A 19817-nucleotide genomic window follows, 5' to 3' on the forward strand; every position below is an offset into this window, starting at 1 on the left:
GTCCCCAACGAACGGGTTTTAGGAGCCGGCCCCTGTCCCCGGGGCCGGCTCCGCCATTTCGGTCGCCGCCCGCCGGCTGAACCAATCGGCGCTCAGCTGCCGAAGCGCCATGGTCGGCACGCCCTTCCCCGCCGAGGCGGATGGGAGCAGTATGGCTTGTTCGTTGCGGATGAAGGCGATGCTGGAAGTCCCTGAGGATCGCGGCGCCAGACACCGCCTTTTCAAGGCTATCGACGACGCCTTCAAGGCGGGTGACTTCGAAGGCCTTGGAAAGGCGCTCGGCGGCTCAGCGCGCTGGTTCGACGAGCGGATGCCGTTCGAGCTCGGCCTTGGCCATCCGCTGGAATATGCGATCTATTGGAGCCCGGCCGCGTTCATCACCGCCTTGCTCGATGCCGGTACAAACCCGAACTACGAGGACCCGGCCGGGTTTCCATCGATCATTGCCGCGCTGTCGACGGAACGGCCTGACCGGCTGGACGTCATCCATATCCTGCTCGCGCATGGCGCCGACCCGGATATGCGCGGCGTGAACGACTGGACTCCCCTGCACTATGCAGTGTCCCGGCGCGACGCCGAGGCGATCCGTCTGCTGCTCCTGTCAGGCGCGAACCCGTCGCTGCGGACCCGCATCGACGACTACGAAACGGCGCTGGGAGGCGCGGAGGAGGCCGGTTTCGAAGCCGGCGCCCTTCTGTTGCGTGAAGCGATGAACAGCCGCCGCTGATGAAGACAGGCGGAGTTGCTGCCCGCCGCCGTCACACTGTCTTGAGCTTGGCCTTGAAGCGTTTGGCATTGGCCACATAGTGGGCCGCCGAGACGCGCAGCCGCTCGATCGCCGCTTCGTCCAGCGTCCTTATCACCTTGGCGGGCGAGCCGACGATCAGCGAATTGTCCGGAAAAACCTTGTTTTCCGTCACCAGGGCGCCGGCGCCGACCAGCGAGTTGTTGCCGATCCTGGCGCCGTTCAGCACGATGGCGCCCATGCCGATCAGGCTGTTGTCGCCGATCGTGCAGCCATGCAGCAAAGCGCGGTGGCCGATCGTGCAGCCTTCGCCGATGGTCAGCGGAAAGCCCGGATCGGTGTGCATGATCGTGTGTTCCTGCACATTGGTATCGGCGCCGATGATGATCGGTTCGCCGTCACCGCGGATGGCGACGCCGAACCAGAAGCCGGCATTGCGGCCGATCCGGATATTGCCGATCAGCGTGGCGTCGGGCGCGATCCAGTTCGTATCGGCGTCCTCGAACTCGGGCGCTTTCCCATCGATCGCATAGATCGGCATTGTTCGTCTCCGAATCGTCTCAACCAGAGAATTCGAAGGACCCTAAATTCTCGGTCGCCCAGGATGCAATGGCGATGAGCACGACGCCGAGCGCCAGCGCCCAGGCGATGGCCGTGCACCCGCAGGACAACAGCGCCATCGTGCCGATGCGACCCTCGCGCCGGGCGGCCAAGGTCTCGTTGGTGAGCATGAACGGCCCGGCACAGGCCGTTGCCGCGAGCGAACGCAGGATATGGACGGGCGAAACATAGGGTTCAGCAAAGGCCAGGCGCCGGCCGGCCAGCAATTCCATGGCCGATCCGGCCAGCCCGCAAGCCGTTAGACCAACCGCGAAAGCGTAAAGAACAAGCACAACAGGATCCATGTTTACTAACCGTTTACCATGAAAACGCACAGTCGTGCCAACGCGCTGCAAGAGCCATGCCGCGCAGGCTGTGCCGCCGAAAGACAGGTGGGCGGATCGGGGAAGAGCAAATGAGAGAGGCAAATGTTGCCGAGATCGCTGACTTCGAGGTCGTCAACTCGACCTTGATGAAGCGGGTCTTTTATATCTTCGCGGCGCTGGCGCTGCTTTCGATTGCCATCAGCGTCGGCGGCAAATGGCTTGGACGATCGATCGCCATGGCCGGCTATACGGATGACAAGACGGTGCGCCAGATCGTCATGGGCAACAACCTCATCAGCGTGCCGGCAAACTTCATCCGCTTCGACCAGGCCAGGCGCGACGGCATCGCCTCGCGGCTCGACCTCTATCTGCGCTATCCCGAAATGGACGGCTACAGCACGGCCGCGCGCGACGACTTCAACCATGCGACGACCAGGAAGATCATCTTCCTGTCGTTCGAGCCGCGCATGATGTCGCGCGACATGAGCGGCCGTTTCGCGCCCATCTACAGCGCTCTGATCGAAAAGCCGGGGACGCCCGGCCCGGGCGGCACGACGGTTTACGCCTTCAGCGAAAAATCAGGTTATCTCAACGAGGTGTTGGCTGTTGCGGAGCGTCCCGGTAAAGATCCGTTCGTCGCCCGCTGCCTGAGCGGCCCGAGTGCCGGGGAATCGCTGGCGCCCTGCGAGCGCGACATCCAGGTCGGCGACGATCTCAGCCTCACCTATCGCTTTCCGCGCGAGCTGCTCGCGAACTGGCCGGCGCTCGACGCGGCGATTGCAGCCAAAGTGGCGGGTATCTTGAAGACGGGCCACTGACGCGACGCTCGATCATTTAGCCGGCTATCAAACTGGAGCGATGTCGCCGTCGAAACGTTATTGCCGGCCTTGAGCGACCCGGCCTTAGACAGCTCGCAATGCCTACGCCGCTCGTCTGGCTCAACGCCTGGACTTCACAGGCCAAAATACGGTCTGGCATCGCGTCGACAAGGCGCGCTAATGGTCTGGGATGACCGATTTGATATCTGCCTATCTGGAGTTTGATCCAAAAAGCCGCCGCCTGCGTCTCGACCCGCACGAACCAGCCTTCGTGCAGAACCCTTATGAGGCCTACGCCTTTCTGCACGGTGCCGCGAACACCTTCTTCTGGGAAGATTATGGGTTCTGGTGCTTTGGCGGCTTCGATGACGTCAACCGCTTGCTGCGCGACCGCCGTTTCGGCCGGCAGAATCCGGCGGGGATTCCCGACAGCCGGGGCGTCGGCGACGACCGCTCGCACCTCGTCGCCTTCGACGCAATCGAGGCCAATTCCATGCTGGAGCTCGAGCCACCAGTGCATACGCGGCTCAGAACGCTGGTCAATCGCGCCTTCGTCTCACGCCAGGTCGAGCGCCTCAGGCCGCGCATCGAGGTGCTGGCCAACGAGCTGGTCGACCGCTTCGAGCCAAACGGCGTCGACTTTCTGCCCGCCTACGCCTCGCCCTTGCCGATCACCATCATCGCCGAAATGCTCGGCGTTCCGGTCGAGATGGGGCCGCAACTGCTCGACTGGTCGCACCAGATGGTCGCCATGTACATGCATGGCCGCACGCGCGAGACCGAGGAGACGGCGAACCGCGCCGCACGCGATTTTTCCGACTTCCTGCGCGGCTATATTGCGGAGCGGCGCAAGAAACCCGGCGACGATCTGCTGTCGCTCTTGATCTCAGCCCAGGAGAACGGCCAAAAGCTCTCGGAAGACGAGCTGGTTTCCTCGGCGATCCTTCTACTCAATGCCGGCCATGAGGCAACCGTGCACCAGACCGGCAATGCGGTGCGCTCGATCCTGGCGCAAGGCGGGGATCCACGGCGTTTCTTCGAAACGCCGGAGAAAAACGTCGCGACGGTCGAGGAATGCCTGCGCTACGACGCGCCGCTGCACATGTTTTTGCGCTACGCTTATGAAGAGATGGAAGTTTCGCCGGGCATTCTGGTCAAACCCGGAGAGATGGTCGCGCTGCTGCTCGGTATGGCCAACCACGATCCGCTTGCCTTTGCCGAGCCCGACACCTTCAGTCCGGCCCGCATGGATCAGAAGAACGTCTCCTTCGGCGCCGGCATCCATTTCTGCATCGGCGCGCCGCTGGCCAGGCTGGAGCTGCAGGTGTCATTGAAGAGGCTGTTCGATCGGCTTCCGGAGTTGCATTTGGCCGAGGAACCGCGTTTCCGCGACAGCTATCATTTTCATGGGCTGGAGCGGGTGACTGTCAGTTTTTGAGCGAGGCGTAGCCGACTTCGTCATCCTCGGGCGTAGCGACGCAAAGCGGAGCGCAGACCCGGGGATCCATGCCGTTACTTTGACCGAAGGATGCGGCGGTGCAGAAGTCTGCACCGTGATGGCCGTCTTAACGTCGCGGCATGGATTCCATGGTCTGCGCGCGTCGCTTCGCTCCTTGCTTCGCCATGGAATGACGAGGCGATAGGCCTTCGCCAACCGGAAACCCACTCAAAGCCGGATCACATATTCCTTGCGCGTCGTCTCGAGCACTTCCCAGGTGCCCTTGAACCCTGGCCTCAGCACGAAACTATCGCCGGCCCGCACGGTGCGCGCCTCGCCGCCGTCCTCGGCGATCACCGACACGCCGGACAGGATGTGGCAGAACTCCCATTCGTCATAGACGATGCGCCATTTGCCTGGCGTCGCTTCCCAGATGCCGGCATAGAGGCCGCCGTCGCGCTCCTCGACATTCCAGGTGCGGAATTTGGGATCGCCCGAAATCACACGGTCCGGCAGCGGCGCGCCGGCCTCAGGATCGACGGTCTCGGTGTTGAGCGCAAGAAAGGCCGACATATCAGACCTTGCCGAGCGCCTGCTCGAGATCGGCAACGATATCGTTGACGTCCTCGATGCCGACCGAAAGGCGGACGGTGTCAGGTCCGGCGCCGGCCTTGACCTTCTGCTCGTCGGAAAGCTGGCGATGCGTGGTCGAGGCCGGATGGATGACCAGCGATTTGGTGTCGCCGACATTGGCGAGGTGCGAGAACAGTTCGAGCGCCTCGACGAATTTGATGCCGGCCTCGTAGCCGCCCTTGAGGCCGAAGGTGAACACCGCGCCAGCACCCTGCGGCGAATATTTCTTCTGCAGCGCGTTGTTCTTGTCGCTTGGCAGGCCGGGATAGTTCACCCAGGCAACCTTGGGATGGTTCGACAGCCAGCCGGCCACGCTCGCGGCATTGTCGCAATGACGCTGCATGCGCAGCGGCAGCGTCTCCAGGCCGGTCAGGATCAGGAAGGCGTTGAAGGGCGAGATCGCCGGGCCGATGTCGCGCAGGCCGAGCACGCGGGCGGCAATCGCGAAGGCGAAGTTGCCGAAAGTTTCGTGCAGGACGAGGCCGCCATATTCAGGGCGCGGCTCCGACAGCATCGGGTATTTGCCGGACTTCGACCAGTCGAAAGTGCCGCCGTCAACGATGGCGCCGCCGATAGAATTGCCGTGGCCGCCGATGAATTTGGTCAACGAGTGCACGACGATGTCGGCGCCGTGCTCGATCGGCCGCACCAGATAGGGCGAAGCCAACGTGTTGTCGACGATCAACGGCAGGCCGTGCTTGCGGGCGATGTCGCCGATCTTCTCGATGTCGACGAAGATGCCGCCAGGGTTGGCAAGGCTCTCGATGAATATCGCCTTGGTCCTTTCGTCGATCTGGCTCTCGAAAGTCGCCGGATCGTTTGCTTCTGCCCAGCGAACTTCCCAGCCGAAGTTCTTGAAGGCATGGCCGAACTGGTTGATCGAGCCGCCATAAAGCTTGTTGGCGGCGACGAAGTTGTCGCCCGGCTGCATCAGATTGTGGAAGACGATGACCTGCGCGGCGTGGCCCGAGGCGACGGCAAGTGCCGCGGTGCCGCCTTCGAGCGCCGCGACGCGTTCCTCGAGAACCGCCTGGGTCGGATTCATGATGCGCGTGTAGATGTTGCCGAAGGCCTTCAGCCCGAACAGCGAGGCGGCGTGATCGGCATCGTCGAAGACGAAGGAGGTGGTCTGGTAGATCGGCGTGGCGCGAGCGCCGGTCGCCGGATCGGGCTTTGCGCCCGCATGAACGGCCAAAGTGTTGAAACCAGGCGCACGAGTCATCGAAATCCCTCTCCTAACGTTCGAAAATCGCCGGGCATTCTTGGCGAAGCGCGGCCGGGAATGCAAAGAAGAAAATACCGTTCGGGGCGCGATCTACGACGAACGCCTGGGAAAATCCATTTCGTCCCGGAATAATTTTGCGCGAACTACCGCATGCTTATTTCTGTCTTACGCCGAAGCTCTGAAATCCCTGGCGCATCAGGGGTTTTTTCGACGACAGAACGCCGGAGTTGACGCCGGTCCAGCCGATCTCGCCGGACAGCTTGCCGTATTCGATCTTCGGGCAGCGGTTCATCACCACCTTGATGCCGACAGCTTCGGCGCGGGCAGCCGCCTCATCGTTGCGCACGCCAAGCTGCATCCAGACGACCTTGGGCAGCGGTTCGAGCTGCAGCACCTGGTCGACGATACCGGGCACCGCCGAGGAAGCGCGAAAGATGTCGACCATGTCGACCGGCTGCGGCAGGTCGGCGAGGCTCGCATAGACCGTCTGTCCGAGGATCTGCTTGCCGGCATGACCGGGATTGATCGGGAACACCGAAAAGCCCTTGGCTAAAAGATATTTCAGCACGAAGTAGCTTGGCCGCACATCGTTGGGCGAAGCGCCGACCATGGCGATCGTCTTCACTGAATTCAGGATGCCGGCGATGTAGCTGTTGTCGTAGGTATCGTGATTCATGGTTCGTCCTCATACAGCGCTTCGGCGAGAAAGGCAGCCGGATCGCTGCAGAAGTCGCGCATCATGCGAAAATGATCGGTGTCTTGAAAATCGAGCGGGTCGAGGCCGAAGCGGCCGATGCGGAAGAGCCGTGCGTTCGGGCAAGCCATCAGCAGCGGCGAGTGCGTGGCCATGATCACCTGCGCGGTGCCGGAGTGTTCCATGCGTTGAAGCAGTTTCAGCAGTTCGATCTGGCGCGTCGGCGACAGCGCGCTTTCGGGTTCGTCGAGGATGTAGATGCCCTGCCTGCGGCAACGCTCCTCGAAGAAGCGGATAAAGCCCTCGCCATGCGACCATGACAGGAAATCGGGCGGCGGCGGCCTGAACGGATCTTCGAGCGCGGCCCGGTCGAGATAGCGTGCGACGGAGTAGAACGATTCAGCCCGGAAGAACCAGCCGGCGGTGACCTTCGGCAGCCAATGGCCGCGCAGCGTGCCGGCGAGGGACGCACCGCTTTTGTCGACAGCACGCGAATGGTCGACCGGCATGTAACCTTTTCCACCGCCGGCCTCGTCATAGCCGGCCAGCGCGCCGATCGCTTCGAGCAGCGTCGATTTGCCGGTGCCGTTCTCGCCGACGATGACGGTGATGGCGCTCGTGAATTCGAACTCGAATTCGCGGGTGTGGAAGATCGGCAGGTTCCACGGATATTGGTCCCAATCCGCGACGCGCGACGGCTCAAGCAGGATGCGCTTGAGATAGGGGGCCTTCAGCCGCGTCAGTTGCTTGCGGGCAGCCACGTCGAACCTTCAGCGATGGAATGGCGCGGTTCCATTCAAGCCGGCTACTCGTCGGTCCATTCGGGCTTGCGCTTGCCGATAAACGCACCGATGCCTTCCTCGGCGTCGCGCGCCAGCATGTTTTCCACCATCACGCGGCCGGTATGGGCGTAAGCATCGGCCAGCCCCATTTCGGCCTGAGCATAGAAAGCCTCCTTGCCAGTCTTGATCACCAAAGACGATTTGGATGCAATGGTTTGCGCGTATTTGTTGACAACCTGATTCAGATATTCGCGCGGCACGATGCGGTTGATCAGGCCGAACTCCCTGGCGGTCGCCGCATCGATCGTCTCGCCGGTGAGTAGCATTTCCATCGCCTGCTTGCGCGAGACGTTGCGCGACAGCGCCACCATCGGCGTCGAGCAGAACAGGCCGATGTTGACGCCAGGCGTGCAGAAACGCGCCTCGTGCGAAGCGATGGCAAGGTCGCAGCTGGCGACCAGTTGCAGGCCGGCGGCGGTGGCGAGGCCGTCGACCTCTGCGATCACCGGCTTCGGGTGGCGCACGATCGTCTGCATCAGGTTCGCACAAGCCGCGAAGGTCCTTTCGAAGAAGGCCTTGCCCCGATCCGGCTCGGCGCGGTGCGCCGTCATTTCCTTGAGGTCATGGCCGGCACAGAACACTTTTCCCGACGCCGCCAGGATGATGACGCGCACGGATCTGTCAGCCTTCACGCGATCGAGCTCGGCCTGCAACGCCGCCATGGTCGCCAGCGAGAGCGCATTGGCCGGCGGGCTGGCGAGCGTGAAGCGCAGGATGCCCTCGTCCTGGCTGACAAGAACGGGGCCGTCGGCGACGGCGGGCTTGATGGCAACGACTTCGGCCACTTTCAAAAACCTCGTGCTTATGGAGCAACAGAACTAGCACGCTGCCGATTGAAGAACAGCCGCGAGACGTGTTTTCTCCGTCGCACCGTTTGGTCCAGGCGCACCGCCCGGAACTGCTCATTCATATATAGGACGCGCCATGCCAGCCCAAAGCGATCTGAAGCCAATGCTCAACGCGGCGGAAGTCAATGCGCTGATGGCAAGCGTCTATCCGCAGCTCAACGACAATTTTACATCCTATGAAGCGATCGATGTGTTTCCGGGTGGCTGCACGGTGCGGCTGAACGCCGACGAGCGGCATCTGCGCCCCGGCGGCACGGTATCCGGTCCGGCGCTGTTCACGCTGGCCGACATCGGCGGCTATGTCTGCGTGCTTAGCCATGCCGGCCCGGACGCGCTTTCGGTGACGGTCAACCTCGACATCAATTTCATGCGCAAGGCCGAAGCCGGTCCGATCGACGGCCATTGCCGCATCCTGAAGCTCGGCAAGAGCCTGATGGTGTTCGACATCGACATCGTCGCCGGCTCGGACGGACACACCGTCGCGCATGCCACTGGGACCTATTCGATCCCTCGTAAATCCTCTCAAAGTTGATACTGCGGCGAGATGTGTATATATATGCGCATAGGTGATATTTGATCGAGCGTGACAGTCGCCGCATCATAAAGCGGCTGAGGGATGACGGCTTCGAATTGGTCTCAGTTCGGGGCTCACATCACAAATTCCGAAAAGGTGCCATTGTGCTTGTCGTTCCGCACCCGGAAAAAGATCTGCCAGTCGGCACCGCTCGCGCGATCGCCAAGCAGGCAGGCTGGATTCGCTAGACCTGAATTCGTGCGCAACCAGGAGACTACAAATGAAGAACTACTTCGCGCTGGTTGAGAAGGATGTCGACAGCGCGTTTGGTATTCGCTTCCCCGATATTCCTGGCTGTTTTTCGGCGGCCGACGTACCGGAGGATATTATGCCGAATGCGGTGGAGGCCTTGCAACTTTGGGCCGAGGATATGTCCGTGCCTGAGCCCTCCAGCCACGAGGCGATCGTGTCGCTTCCCGAAATCCGTGCTGCGCTGTCGGAAGGAGCTTACTTGGTCTCGGTTCCGCTGATCGACAATGACAGCGCCGTGGTCAGGGCGAACGTGACATTCGAACGTGGCGTCCTGCGCGCGATAGACGCTGCAGCGCGCGAGCGCGGTATTACCAGATCGGCCTTTCTCTCGAGCGCTGCCCGCAAGGAAATCGAAGCCAAACACTGACACAGAGGCGGCCACTGCCGATCAAGTTTGCGGTAAAATAATACCGCTCTACCAAGCTATTGTTTTTGCTTTATTTTATCCGTGCAGCTCATTTTCGATTGGCTTGACGCACCAAATGCCCTCGCCTATAAGCCGACCCGAAGCAGCGGCCGCAAAGGCCGCCGTTTTGTTATTGGCGGAGCGGCTCCGGTCATCCCGTCAATCCAAGCAACAAGAAGCGCCTTCTCTTGTCCGTCCTGGACGGGAAAGGTCAAACCTGAGAGCAAAACATGGCTACCTTTTCGCAGAAGCCTGCGGATGTGGTGAAGAAGTGGGTGCTGATCGACGCCGAAGGTCTCGTCGTCGGTCGTCTGGCCACTGTCATCGCCAACCATCTGCGCGGCAAGCACAAGCCCACCTTCACCCCGCATGTCGATGATGGCGACAATGTCATCGTCATCAATGCCGACAAGGTGGTGTTCACCGGCAAGAAATACACCGACAAGGTCTATTACTGGCACACCGGCCACCCCGGCGGCATCAAGGAGCGCACCGCGCGCCAGCTGATCGAGGGCCGTTTCCCCGAGCGTGTCGTCGAGAAGGCCGTCGAGCGCATGATCCCGCGCGGCCCGCTCGGCCGCCGCCAGATGAAGAATCTCCGCGTCTATTCAGGCGCCGAGCATCCGCACACCGCCCAGCAGCCCGTCACGCTCGACGTGGCCAAGCTGAACTCCAAGAACAAGAGGGCTTCGTAATGGCTGAGCTTTCCTCGCTCGCAGAACTCGGCACCATCGCCGCGCAGCCGGCCGCGCCCGTGCATGTCCAGAAGCTCGACAAGTCGGGCCGCGCCTATGCCACCGGCAAGCGCAAGAACGCCATCGCGCGCGTCTGGGTGAAGCCGGGCTCCGGCAAGATCATCGTCAACGACAAGGAATTCGCGAGCTATTTCGCGCGTCCGGTGCTGCAGATGATCCTCAACCAGCCGATCGTCGCGGCCAACCGCGCCGGCCAGTACGACATCGTCGCCACCGTCATCGGCGGCGGCCTCTCCGGCCAGGCGGGTGCGGTGCGTCACGGCATCTCCAAGGCGCTGACCTACTACGAGCCGGGCCTGCGCCCGGTGCTCAAGAAGGGCGGCTTCCTGACCCGCGACAGCCGCGTCGTCGAGCGCAAGAAGTACGGCAAGGCGAAGGCCCGCCGCAGCTTCCAGTTCTCGAAGCGCTAAGCGATACGATATCCCAAGCTTACGAAAGGGCCGCCTCCGGGCGGCCTTTTTGTTTTTCTTACCAGTGCCCGGCCGGCGTCCTGATGTAGTCGATGAAGGCGCGCAGCGGCGCCGGCACCAAGCGGCGCCCGGGATAGTAGAGAAACGGCCCGGAGAATTCCTGCCACCACGGTTCCAGCACAGGTTCCAGCGCGCCGCTCTCGAAATGCGGGCGTACCCAGTCCTCGAAGAGCCAGAGAATGCCGACGCCGGCGACCGCCGCATCGATGGCGAGATCGACGCCTCCACCAATGCTGACGAGCAATGGTCCCGTGGTATCGACCCGCACCACTTCACCATCCCGTTCGAACTCCCAGGGCGTCATGACCCCGCTCGGGAAGCGGCCGCGCACGCACGCGTGCCCAAGCAGGTCACGCGGGTGTTGCGGCCGGCCGTGCCGATCGAGATAGGCTGGCGCGGCCGAGGTGGTGAAACGCTGCGTGCGTGGCCCGATCGGCACAGCGATCATGTCCTGCTCCAGCCGTTCGTCATAGCGGATGCCCGCATCGCAGCTGGCCGCCAGCAGATCGACAAAGTTCTCCTCCGCGATCACCTCCAGGCGGATGGCCGGATATGCAGCGAGAAATCCCGGAACGATCTTCGGCAGCACCAGCCGCGACGCACTTATCGGCACGTTGAGGCGCAAGGTGCCGGCAGGTCGGTCACGAAAGCCGTTCACGACGTCGAGCGCGGCCTCCACCTCGCCTAGCGCGGGGCCAAGACGCGCCAGCAGGCTGGCGCCTGCCTCGGTCAGGGCAACACTGCGCGTGGTACGATTGAAGAGCCGCACACCAAGTTGGGTTTCCAGACGGCGGACAGCTTCGCTGAGCACTGACGCGCTGCCCGCAGTCACGCGGGCCGCTTCGCGAAAGCCGCCGGCGCGAGCGACGGCCATGAATGCCTGGAGGTCGTTGAGATCAGCCGCCATTGTTCTTATTTCCGCACAGGTCGTGCTGGTTATACCCGGTTATCAGGACAGCAGCTATCCCTTATCTCCCTCGCCGACAGCGAAGGAGAGCAACAATGTCCAGTGTAGACAAATCCGGTACTTATAAACTCGGCGACCGCTCGGTGCATCGCCTCGGCTATGGCGCCATGCAGCTGGCGGGCAAAGGCGTGTACGGTCCGCCGAAGGACCATAACGCGGCGATCTCCGTGCTGCGCGAAGCGATAGCGCAAGGCGTGAACCATATCGACACCAGCGATTATTACGGGCCTTATGTCACCAACAAGCTGATCCGCAAGGCGTTGGCGCCTTACCCCGACGACCTCACCATCGTCACCAAGATCGGCGCCCGTCGTGGGGAAGACGCCTCCTGGCTGCCGGCTTTTACAGCTGATGAGCTCGAACAGGCCGTGCACGATAATCTTCGCAACCTTGGCCTCGAGGTGATGGACGTCGTTAATCTGCGCATCATGTTCGGGGTGCACGGTCCAGCGGAGGGCTCCATCGAGGCGCAGGTCACCAAGCTTGCCGAGCTTCAGCGCAAAGGCCTAGTACGCCATATCGGCCTGAGCAACGTCACCCGCGCGCAGATCGCGGAAGGCCGCCGCATCTGCGAGATCGTCTGCGTGCAGAACCAGTATAATCTCGCGCACAGGGACGACGACGCGCTGATCGATGATCTCGCGCGCGACGGCATCGCCTATGTGCCGTTCTTTCCGCTCGGCGGGTTCAGTCCACTGCAATCGTCGACGCTGTCCGGCGTCGCGGATCGGCTTGGAGCGAGGCCGATGCAGGTTGCGCTGGCCTGGCTGCTGCAGCGTTCGCCCAACATCCTGCTTATCCCGGGCACGTCGTCGGTCGAGCATCTGCGCGAGAATCTGGCGGCGGCGGAGCTCGAGCTGTCGGGGGATGTGCTCGGCGAGTTGGAGGGCGTGGCGAAGGCGGCGTGATGGACGATTAGATGATCTCCCCCCTTGTGGGGGAGATGGCCGGCAGGCCAGAGGGGGCGCGAAGGAACGCCGTCCCTAACGAGCTTGCGATCGATAATGACTTGGGAATACGGGCGCGATTGACCTAGACACTGGATAGGCCGGCGGGACAGCGCCCCCCTCTGCCCTGCCGGGCATCTCCCCCTCAAGGGGGGAGATTATTCGCTCCAGCGCCGCGCTCTAATTGATACTCGCCGTATGCGCCGGCGCAGCCTGCTTGATGTCCGTCGTGTAAGGCACGCGATAACCATTGGCAGCCAGCCATTCGATCGCCGCTTTCGGCTCGTCGGTCTGGATGATGGTGGCGCCGCGGTCGACCCAGAAACCCCAGGCTTCGCGCGGCAGGCTGGCGGCGACGGCAAGCTCGTCGCCGCGACCGCCGGCGAGGAAGCCGCCCGGCTTGTTGACGACGGCGTAGGTGTCGGCCCAGAGGTGCCAGTCGCCCCGCGCCGCTTCCGCCCGCATGCGGGTGCTGAACAGCGGTCCGCCGGTCGACGTCAGCGTCTCGGCGCCGTTGCGCCAAGTGATCAATTCGACGGCGCGCGGCGCGAAGGCCTTGTCGACCTCGCTGGCGAAAACTGCATCATGCACGGCATCGTCGGCAAGGATCGGCATGAACTGGAAGCCGCCGCCGGCCTGGGTAAGTGCCGCGCTCGCGGCATCGATGCGCTGCCGGTTCCAGAGGTTCTCCTTGACGATCACCTGATCGGCCATGCCGAGATCCCGCGCCTCCGCGACCATGCCAGGCAGGTCGGTCACCTCCAGCTTGTTGTCGAGGTTGATCAAGATCCTGTCCTTGGTCGTCAGCAGCATCTCGCGCAGGGTCGACACGGTCTCGTTGGTGACGGTACCCGTGCCCTCGACGACCAGCCGGCATTTCTTCAACTCGGCCAGCGTGTATTTCACCACCTCGCCCTTGCACGTGGTCGTGCGGTCGAGCCAGCTGTCATGCATGATAACGAACTCGCCGTCTTTCGCGCGCCGGACGTCGACCTCGACGATCTCGGCGCCGATCGCGATCGAGCCCTCGACCGCGGCCAGCGAATTCTCGGCGTAAAGCGTCTTGCCGGCCTGCATGCTGCCGGCGCGATGCGCGGCGATCATCACATGGTCACGCCACTGGTTGGCATGCTCGAAACGGTCGAGGATCTGACTGGCCCGGCTTTCACCGGCTAAGCTTTGCCCCGCAACGGTGGCCAGGGCGGCGGAAAAGGCAAGGCTCAGCCAGAATGTTCGCATCGGGGAATCGCTCCGTTCCGGGTTGGGACCCGGTTAGGCGATGCCCATGACAGCGCAGTGAACGAAGCCGGCTAGTTTTTGGATCAAATCCGCTTGGAAAGGCGGCGGAACCAGGCCAATGCCGGCATTTCGACGAAGCGCCATGTGAACCATGACGCGGCAATGACGGCGATCAACATCGCGGCCAAAGCCGCGAAGCCGATCCAGGGCGAGCCGGTGCCGAAGCCGGTCGCATGGTCGCCGCGCAGCATCAGGTCGCCGACCATGCCGAGCCCGAGCTTGCGTTCGATCAGGCCGCCGACATTGATCATGCGGGCCTGGACGAAGATGTGGACCATGTAGATCGAATAGGAGAGTGAGCCGAGCAGCAGCATCGGTCGGCTGCGCAAGGCCAAGCTGACCCACCCGCCCTCATGGGCAAAGAGATAAAGCGCCAGCGCGAAGACGACCGGCGCGGCAATGCCGGCGTCATTCGTTCCCGCCACCGAAACGAACAGCGCGATCACGACGATCATCGCCAGCTCGGCCAGCGTCCAGGCGAGGCGCCCTGCCCCGCCGCTCAGCGCCTGTCGCGCCTCTGCAATGGAATCGTGCTGAAACCACGCAAGCAGCGCGCCGAGCGAGAAGCCGCAAAGACAGCGGATGAAGCCGAAATCGAAGGACACGTCCATATGACGCGTCGAGACCGCGAGCAGGAAAAGCGGCGCCGTCACGGCTGCGGCGACGAGCCATATCCAGGCGCGCTGGCCGGCGGTGAAGACGACGGCGGCGAAAAGCAGGTAGGTGAAGAACTCGGCCGAGATGCTCCAGCTCGGCGCGTTCCAGCTCAGATGACCTTCAACACCCATGCCCTGCAGAAGGAAAAGGTTGGCGACCAGGCTCGTCAGGTCGAAGCCTGCGGTGAAGGGCGCCGGGCCCGTTCCGTGCAGCGCCGGCAGCACGAGCCGCAGCGCCTCGAAGCCGGCGAAGGCGGCGAGCATCAGGAAATGCAACGGATAGATGCGGCCGAAACGCACGAGCGCGAACCGTTCAAGGTCGTCCCGCCCGGCGAGCCGCCCGCCATAGGCGCTGGCGATGACGAAACCGGAGAGCACGAAGAAGAAATCGACGAACAGATAGGAGCCGCCGACAAAGGCGCTCTGCGACACTATCGAGGTGGTCGGGAAGTGGAACAGCGCCACCAGCAGCGCGCAGATGCCGCGCCAGGAATCCAGCACCAGGAAACGCTCTCCGGCCGTCGTGCCGACACGGGTCGCGGCGGGCGCGGATGCAAGATTGAGCAAGGCAGTCTCAGCCATAATGATACAGGTCCTGTGTTGCCGTGGCACTCGCCGAGCGCCGCTTCGTTTCCGCAAGCTGTGACTGGCATGTTGCGTGCCGGTTCTGTAGTTGTGGCTGCCCCGACGAAACCGAGGATTCCTAATGGCGAACAATGAGATCGACCACGCCTTCACCGCCCGCTCCAAGACGGGCGCGTCGTTCGAGCCGACCTATGCCGGCGCGCTGTCGTTCATGCGGCGCAAATATACGAAGGACGTGAAGGGCGCGGACGCGGTCGTGTGGGGCATTCCCTTCGACGCCGCCGTCACCAACCGGCCCGGCGCCCGCTTCGGACCGCAGGCGATCCGCCGCGCCTCGGCGATCCTCGACAACGATCCGCAATATCCATTCTCGCGCGACCTCTTCGAGCATCTTTCAGTGGTGGACTATGGCGATTGCCTGCTCGACAGCGGCAATCACCAGAAAACCCCCGGCACGATCGAGCGCGAGGCGGCCAAGATCCTGAAATCAGGCGCGTTCCTTTTGACGCTGGGCGGCGACCATTTCGTCACCTGGCCGCTGCTCAAGGCCCATGCCGCGATCCACGGGCCGCTGGCGCTGGTGCAGTTCGACGCGCATCAGGACACCTGGCCCGACGACGGCAAGCGCATCGATCACGGCTCCTTCGTCGCTCGCGCGGTGAGGGAGGGCATCATCGACCCCGATCGCTCGATCCAGATCGGCATCCGCACGCATGCGCCCGACTCGTTCGGTATCAAGATCCTCTACGGCCATGAGGTCGAGGAGATGCGGGCGTCGGACATCGCCTATGCGATCGTCGAGCGCACCGGTGGCAAGAAGACCTATCTCACCTTCGACATCGACTGTCTCGACCCGGCCTTCGCGCCGGGCACCGGCACGCCGGTGGCAGGCGGCCCCTCCTCGGCCAAGATGCTGTCGACACTGCGCCAACTCGGCCAGATCGACATCGTCGGCGCCGACATCGTGGAGGTTGCGCCGGCCTATGATCATGCCGATATAACGGCAATCGCCGGATCGATCATCGCCATGCATTATCTCGGTCTGCTGGCGGAGCGAAAGGCGCGGCTCGACGAGCTGAGCAACGGCAATCATGCCGCGGCAAATCACGCCTACGGCATATGACATTGGAATCGCGAGGAATTTGGCAAGCGATGAAACCGAAAATCTTCATTGACGGCGAACATGGCACGACAGGCCTGCAGATCAGGGCGCTGCTGGCCGACCGTGGCGACCTGGAGATCATCTCCATCCCGACGGAGCGCCGCAAGGAGACTGCCGCCCGCGCCGAGTTCCTTAACGCGGCCGACGTCGCGATCCTTTGCCTGCCGGATGCGGCGGCCAAGGAAAGCGTGTCGCTGATCACGAACGATACGACCAAGGTGATCGACGCCTCGACCGCGCATCGCGTGGCCGAGGGGTGGGAGTATGGCTTCGCCGAAATGGACAAGGACCAAGCGAAGAGGATCGGCAGCGCGAAACGCATCGCCAATCCGGGCTGCTGGCCGCAGGGGCCGATCGCGACGCTGCGGCCACTGGTTGCGGCCGGCCTGCTGCCTGCCGACTTCCCGGTCACCGTCAACGGCATTTCCGGCTATTCCGGCGGCGGCCGGCCGATGATCGAGGACTATGTCGGCAAGGGCGAGGACGCGCCCGAGTTCCTGCCCTACGGGCTGACGCTGGAGCACAAGCATGTGCCGGAGCTCCGCACCTATGCAAAGCTGTCGCACGACCCGATCATGCAGCCGGCGGTGGGCAATTTCGCGCAGGGCATGATCACCGTGGTGCCGCTGCAGCTCGGCGGTCTCGACCGGGTGCCGACCGGCGCCGAGCTTCACGCGGCGATTGCCGACCACTATGCGTCGATCGATGGCGGCGTGGTCGAGGTCGCGCCCTACACCCATATGGAGCGCATGCCGGAGATCGATCCGGAGATCTATAACGGCACCAACCGGATGAAGGTCTATGTGTTCGCCAATGACGAGAGGGCGCAGGCGCTGCTGATGGCCGTCTACGACAATCTCGGCAAGGGCGCGTCGGGCGCCGCGGTGCAGAACCTCGACCTGATGCTCGGCATCAAGCACTGAGCGGTCGTAAACCTGGAGCTTGCTGCCGCCGAGGCGATCCGCAAGGTTCGCCTCAGCCTCTGACGCGTATATCGGTCGGCAGCGGATAGGCGCCCTTGGTGCCGCGCCAATGCGCGGCAGCGAAGCCAAGCAACACAAGCGCGATCGTCTGATGCGTCAACGCCATGTGCAGCGGCACCTGCATCAATAGCGTGCCGATGCCAATCGAAGCCTGGACGACCACCAGCGCGAACAGAAGCGTGGCCCGGCGGGCATGGGTGGTGCCAGGCTGGCGCCGCCACGTCGCGATCATATGCCAGAGCGCCACGACAAATATCACATAGGCGCCCAGCCGATGGACGAACTGCACCGTCTTCGGGTTTTCAAAGAAGTTCTGCCAGGCGGGCTTCAGAAGAAGCAGATCGGAGGGGATCACCTTTCCATCCATCAGCGGCCATGTGTTGTAGGAAAGGCCCGCGTGCAAACCGGCGACCAGCCCGCCGAGATAGATCTGGATCAGCGCCAAGAGCACGATGACGCCCGCGAGCCGCTGCGTCGACCGGTCGGCGGCGGGCTCGGAATGCGGCGCCAAGCCTCGCGCCACCACCATTGTCGCCGTGAAGATCAGCGCGGCAAGCGTCAGATGCGTCGCCAGCCGGTATTGGCTGACCGAGACGCGATCGACCAGGCCCGAAGCCACCATCCACCAGCCGATGGCGCCTTGCAGTCCGCCGAGCAGAAGGATGCCGACGAGCTTCGGCCCAAGGCCGCGTTCGATGCGGCGCGTCGCCCAGAAGAACAGCAGCGGCAAGGCAAAGACCACCCCGACGCTGCGCGCCAGGATGCGGTGCGCCCACTCCCACCAGAAGATCGATTTGAAATCCTCGACGCTCATGCCCTTGTTGATCTCGGCATATTGCGGGATCTGCTGGTAGCGCTGGAACTCTTCCTGCCATTCGGCGTCGTTGAGCGGCGGGATGACGCCGTGAATCGGCTGCCACTCGGTGATCGACAGCCCCGAGCCGGTGAGACGAGTGGAACCGCCGACCAGCACCAGCGCGACCAGCACGAGCAGCACGACGTAAAGCCAACCGCGCACCAAAGCGCGGTTGTGCAGGTCGCGGTCGCGTGCGGCATAGGGAGCCGTGGCGGTGATGGCAGCCATTTCGCATTCCCGGCGGTTGAAACGCGCAATTGGTGGACCAAGGCCGCTCAACTGGCAAGACTGGACAGCGCGGCACGCCGTCGCGCCGAGCCGCGACGGTTGCGCGCTCTTGTCATTCGGCCTAAGCGGGGCGGGTCAACGGAACCGCGACATGCCCATTCGCCTGAAAAAGCTGATCGGAACCATATTGCTGGTGGCGCTGGTCGTCTTCTACGCGCTGATCGCCTCCGCCGTCGCGGTTACCAGGCTCGCCGAATACGGTCCCACGGCGCATCTCCTGTTCTTCCTGCTCAGCGGCTTTCTCTGGGTGCTGCCGGCCATGGCCATCATCAAATGGCTGATCATCGAGCCGCGCCCGAAGGGCTGATCCTCGCCGGCGTCGGGCAAGCGCGAGGCAGGCCTAGACCGTAACGACCATCTTGCCCGCATTGGCCAGCGGCGTCGTGATGCCGGACAGCATCGTGCGGATATGCGCTAGGCTCTGATAGCGGCCATTGACGGAAATGCGCGGCAGCGCGTGCAGGAAGCCGGCATGCTCGGCGCGCAGCACGCCATGCCGCGTGGTCACCGCCGAGGCATAGCCTGCGTCGCGGGCAAAGCCCACCTCGCGGCAGCCGACCGCGCTGGCATAGCCATAGGGGTAAGCCAGATGACGCGGCTCCTCGCCGAGCTTTTCCTTGAGGACGCGGCGGACGTCGCCGATCTCATGGCGCGCATCGATCTCGGACAGCCGCTTCAAGTTCCGATGGTTGATGGTGTGCGCACCGATGGTCACCAACGGGTGCGCGACCATGGTGCGAAGCTCATCCCAGTTCATCAAGGTGCCCTGGCGGCCCGAGCCGATTTTGAACCCAATCGAACGGGCGAGCTCGCGCAGCGCAGCGCCCTGCTCTTCCTCGGGGACTTCCAAGGTCAGCCAGGCGTTCAGCCGCGCGACGGCCTGGATCTTTCGGCCCTGTGTCGAGCAATCGATCGTCGTCGACTTGCCGCCCATCGTCAGCGTCAGGCGCGAGCTGGTGTCGACGATGTCCTCGATCACGTCCCACCAGAGATCGACGGCGCCGTCGATCAGGCCGGGGGCGACGTAGATGGCGATCGGCGCGCCGTGTTTTTCCAGGATCGGAAGCGCCTCGGTCATGTTGTCGCGATAGGCGTCGTCGGCGGTGATTGTGGCGAACTGGCCGCCTTTCCCGCCCATCTTGATGCGTTCGATCGCTTCATCAAGGGAAACAAAGGTATAACCCTGCCCCTTCATGTCCAAGATCAGCCTGTCGAGGAAAGTGGGAGCGATGTTCAGATGCCGATTGACGCTGTTCGGCTTCTCCGGTGTCGCGGTGACGCGGTGCAGCATCAAGATAGCGCCGATGCCGCCGACAAACGGCCGCGCCAGAGGCGCAAGGCCGGAGTAGCGGGCAAGGTTCAGCGCCAGTTTCCGGATTGCATCGCCCCCGTCGATCATTCCTTCACCTTTTGCGCCTAGGCTTATTCAAGCACGACATTCGCCTATG

The 19817-nt window shown here is 63.2% G+C and carries 24 protein-coding genes; 12 read left to right on the top strand and 12 right to left on the bottom strand.

Annotated elements, in window-relative coordinates; genetic code table 11:
- Nucleotides 1-109: 109 nt before the first annotated feature.
- Nucleotides 110-727: an ankyrin repeat domain-containing protein gene (locus FJ419_RS20420; RefSeq protein ID WP_246679271.1), complete on the top strand. Its 618-nt coding sequence runs from the start codon at nt 110-112 to the stop codon at nt 725-727.
- A 31-nt stretch (nt 728-758) separates the two neighbouring features.
- Here FJ419_RS20420 and FJ419_RS20425 read toward each other — a convergent pair whose 3' ends face one another.
- Nucleotides 759-1286 carry a gamma carbonic anhydrase family protein gene (locus tag FJ419_RS20425; RefSeq protein WP_140697379.1) on the bottom strand — a complete coding sequence of 176 codons (528 nt, stop codon included), beginning with the start codon at nt 1284-1286 and terminating at the stop codon, nt 759-761.
- A gap of 19 nt (nt 1287-1305) precedes the next feature.
- Entirely contained in the window at nt 1306-1650 is a 345-nt protein-coding gene (locus FJ419_RS20430) for a hypothetical protein (RefSeq protein ID WP_140697381.1), read from the bottom strand.
- Between the two features lie 110 nt (nt 1651-1760).
- On the opposite strand from FJ419_RS20430, the gene FJ419_RS20435 reads away from it, so the two are divergent.
- Nucleotides 1761-2489, top strand: a complete 729-nt coding sequence (locus tag FJ419_RS20435; protein ID WP_140697383.1) for a hypothetical protein — start codon at nt 1761-1763, stop codon at nt 2487-2489.
- A gap of 190 nt (nt 2490-2679) precedes the next feature.
- Nucleotides 2680-3927 (top strand): cytochrome P450, encoded by a 1248-nt coding sequence (locus FJ419_RS20440; protein ID WP_140697385.1) that lies wholly within the window; start codon nt 2680-2682, stop codon nt 3925-3927.
- A 228-nt stretch (nt 3928-4155) separates the two neighbouring features.
- Here the strand turns inward: FJ419_RS20440 and FJ419_RS20445 are convergent, their stop codons facing one another.
- The 5 genes from FJ419_RS20445 to FJ419_RS20465 form a co-directional block, all read right to left on the bottom strand.
- Nucleotides 4156-4500: a cupin domain-containing protein gene (locus tag FJ419_RS20445; protein ID WP_140697387.1), complete on the bottom strand. Its 345-nt coding sequence runs from the start codon at nt 4498-4500 to the stop codon at nt 4156-4158.
- A gap of 1 nt (nt 4501) precedes the next feature.
- Entirely contained in the window at nt 4502-5782 is a 1281-nt protein-coding gene (locus FJ419_RS20450; protein WP_140697389.1) for an O-acetylhomoserine aminocarboxypropyltransferase, read from the bottom strand.
- Nucleotides 5783-5939: 157 nt separating this feature from the next.
- Nucleotides 5940-6461 carry a CoA-binding protein gene (locus tag FJ419_RS20455; RefSeq protein WP_140697391.1) on the bottom strand — a complete coding sequence of 174 codons (522 nt, stop codon included), beginning with the start codon at nt 6459-6461 and terminating at the stop codon, nt 5940-5942.
- A complete protein-coding gene (locus FJ419_RS20460; protein WP_140697394.1) occupies nt 6458-7240 on the bottom strand; it encodes an AAA family ATPase in 783 nt (260 codons plus the stop codon). The genes FJ419_RS20455 and FJ419_RS20460 overlap by 4 nt, the downstream gene beginning before the upstream one ends.
- A gap of 44 nt (nt 7241-7284) precedes the next feature.
- On the bottom strand, nt 7285-8106 hold the full coding sequence (locus FJ419_RS20465) for an enoyl-CoA hydratase (protein ID WP_140697397.1): 822 nt from the start codon (nt 8104-8106) through the stop codon (nt 7285-7287).
- A 139-nt stretch (nt 8107-8245) separates the two neighbouring features.
- On the opposite strand from FJ419_RS20465, the gene FJ419_RS20470 reads away from it, so the two are divergent.
- The 5 genes from FJ419_RS20470 (at nt 8246) to rpsI (ending at nt 10566) form a co-directional block, all read left to right on the top strand.
- A complete protein-coding gene (locus FJ419_RS20470; protein WP_140697401.1) occupies nt 8246-8701 on the top strand; it encodes a PaaI family thioesterase in 456 nt (151 codons plus the stop codon).
- Between the two features lie 44 nt (nt 8702-8745).
- Entirely contained in the window at nt 8746-8931 is a 186-nt protein-coding gene (locus tag FJ419_RS20475; RefSeq protein ID WP_126083820.1) for a type II toxin-antitoxin system HicA family toxin, read from the top strand.
- Between the two features lie 32 nt (nt 8932-8963).
- Complete coding sequence (locus FJ419_RS20480; RefSeq protein ID WP_140697406.1) at nt 8964-9362, top strand: type II toxin-antitoxin system HicB family antitoxin; 399 nt, start codon at nt 8964-8966, stop codon at nt 9360-9362.
- 269 nt (nt 9363-9631) lie between these two features.
- Nucleotides 9632-10096 (top strand): 50S ribosomal protein L13, encoded by a 465-nt coding sequence (gene rplM / locus FJ419_RS20485; RefSeq protein ID WP_140697411.1) that lies wholly within the window; start codon nt 9632-9634, stop codon nt 10094-10096.
- Nucleotides 10096-10566, top strand: a complete 471-nt coding sequence (rpsI, locus tag FJ419_RS20490) for a 30S ribosomal protein S9 (RefSeq protein WP_140697417.1) — start codon at nt 10096-10098, stop codon at nt 10564-10566. Before rplM ends, rpsI begins: the two co-directional genes overlap by 1 nt.
- Before the next feature lie 58 nt (nt 10567-10624).
- Here the strand turns inward: rpsI and FJ419_RS20495 are convergent, their stop codons facing one another.
- A complete protein-coding gene (locus FJ419_RS20495) occupies nt 10625-11533 on the bottom strand; it encodes a LysR family transcriptional regulator (protein WP_140697421.1) in 909 nt (302 codons plus the stop codon).
- A 95-nt stretch (nt 11534-11628) separates the two neighbouring features.
- Between FJ419_RS20495 and FJ419_RS20500 the strand changes: the two genes are divergently transcribed.
- Nucleotides 11629-12501: an aldo/keto reductase family oxidoreductase gene (locus tag FJ419_RS20500; RefSeq protein WP_140697424.1), complete on the top strand. Its 873-nt coding sequence runs from the start codon at nt 11629-11631 to the stop codon at nt 12499-12501.
- 219 nt (nt 12502-12720) lie between these two features.
- Here the strand turns inward: FJ419_RS20500 and FJ419_RS20505 are convergent, their stop codons facing one another.
- Together FJ419_RS20505 and FJ419_RS20510 are read right to left on the bottom strand one after the other, a co-directional pair.
- Complete coding sequence (locus FJ419_RS20505) at nt 12721-13779, bottom strand: glycerophosphodiester phosphodiesterase family protein (RefSeq protein ID WP_140697433.1); 1059 nt, start codon at nt 13777-13779, stop codon at nt 12721-12723.
- An 83-nt stretch (nt 13780-13862) separates the two neighbouring features.
- Complete coding sequence (locus tag FJ419_RS20510; RefSeq protein ID WP_140697436.1) at nt 13863-15077, bottom strand: acyltransferase; 1215 nt, start codon at nt 15075-15077, stop codon at nt 13863-13865.
- Nucleotides 15078-15201: 124 nt separating this feature from the next.
- Here FJ419_RS20510 and speB point away from each other — a divergent pair, with 124 nt between their 5' ends.
- Both speB and argC read left to right on the top strand, forming a co-directional pair.
- On the top strand, nt 15202-16203 hold the full coding sequence (gene speB, locus FJ419_RS20515) for an agmatinase (protein WP_140697439.1): 1002 nt from the start codon (nt 15202-15204) through the stop codon (nt 16201-16203).
- A gap of 29 nt (nt 16204-16232) precedes the next feature.
- A complete protein-coding gene (gene argC, locus FJ419_RS20520; RefSeq protein ID WP_140697442.1) occupies nt 16233-17165 on the top strand; it encodes an N-acetyl-gamma-glutamyl-phosphate reductase in 933 nt (310 codons plus the stop codon).
- 52 nt (nt 17166-17217) lie between these two features.
- Here the strand turns inward: argC and FJ419_RS20525 are convergent, their stop codons facing one another.
- Nucleotides 17218-18309: a COX15/CtaA family protein gene (locus FJ419_RS20525; RefSeq protein ID WP_140697445.1), complete on the bottom strand. Its 1092-nt coding sequence runs from the start codon at nt 18307-18309 to the stop codon at nt 17218-17220.
- Between the two features lie 151 nt (nt 18310-18460).
- Between FJ419_RS20525 and FJ419_RS20530 the strand changes: the two genes are divergently transcribed.
- Entirely contained in the window at nt 18461-18676 is a 216-nt protein-coding gene (locus FJ419_RS20530) for a DUF2842 domain-containing protein (RefSeq protein WP_140697448.1), read from the top strand.
- A gap of 33 nt (nt 18677-18709) precedes the next feature.
- Here FJ419_RS20530 and FJ419_RS20535 read toward each other — a convergent pair whose 3' ends face one another.
- Nucleotides 18710-19768, bottom strand: coding sequence for a polysaccharide deacetylase family protein (locus FJ419_RS20535; protein ID WP_140697451.1), 1059 nt, complete (start codon nt 19766-19768; stop codon nt 18710-18712).
- Nucleotides 19769-19817: the final 49 nt, after the last annotated feature.

The organism is Mesorhizobium sp. B2-6-2, assembly GCF_006440615.1.
In the GTDB taxonomy this organism is placed as follows: Bacteria; Pseudomonadota; Alphaproteobacteria; order Rhizobiales; family Rhizobiaceae; genus Mesorhizobium.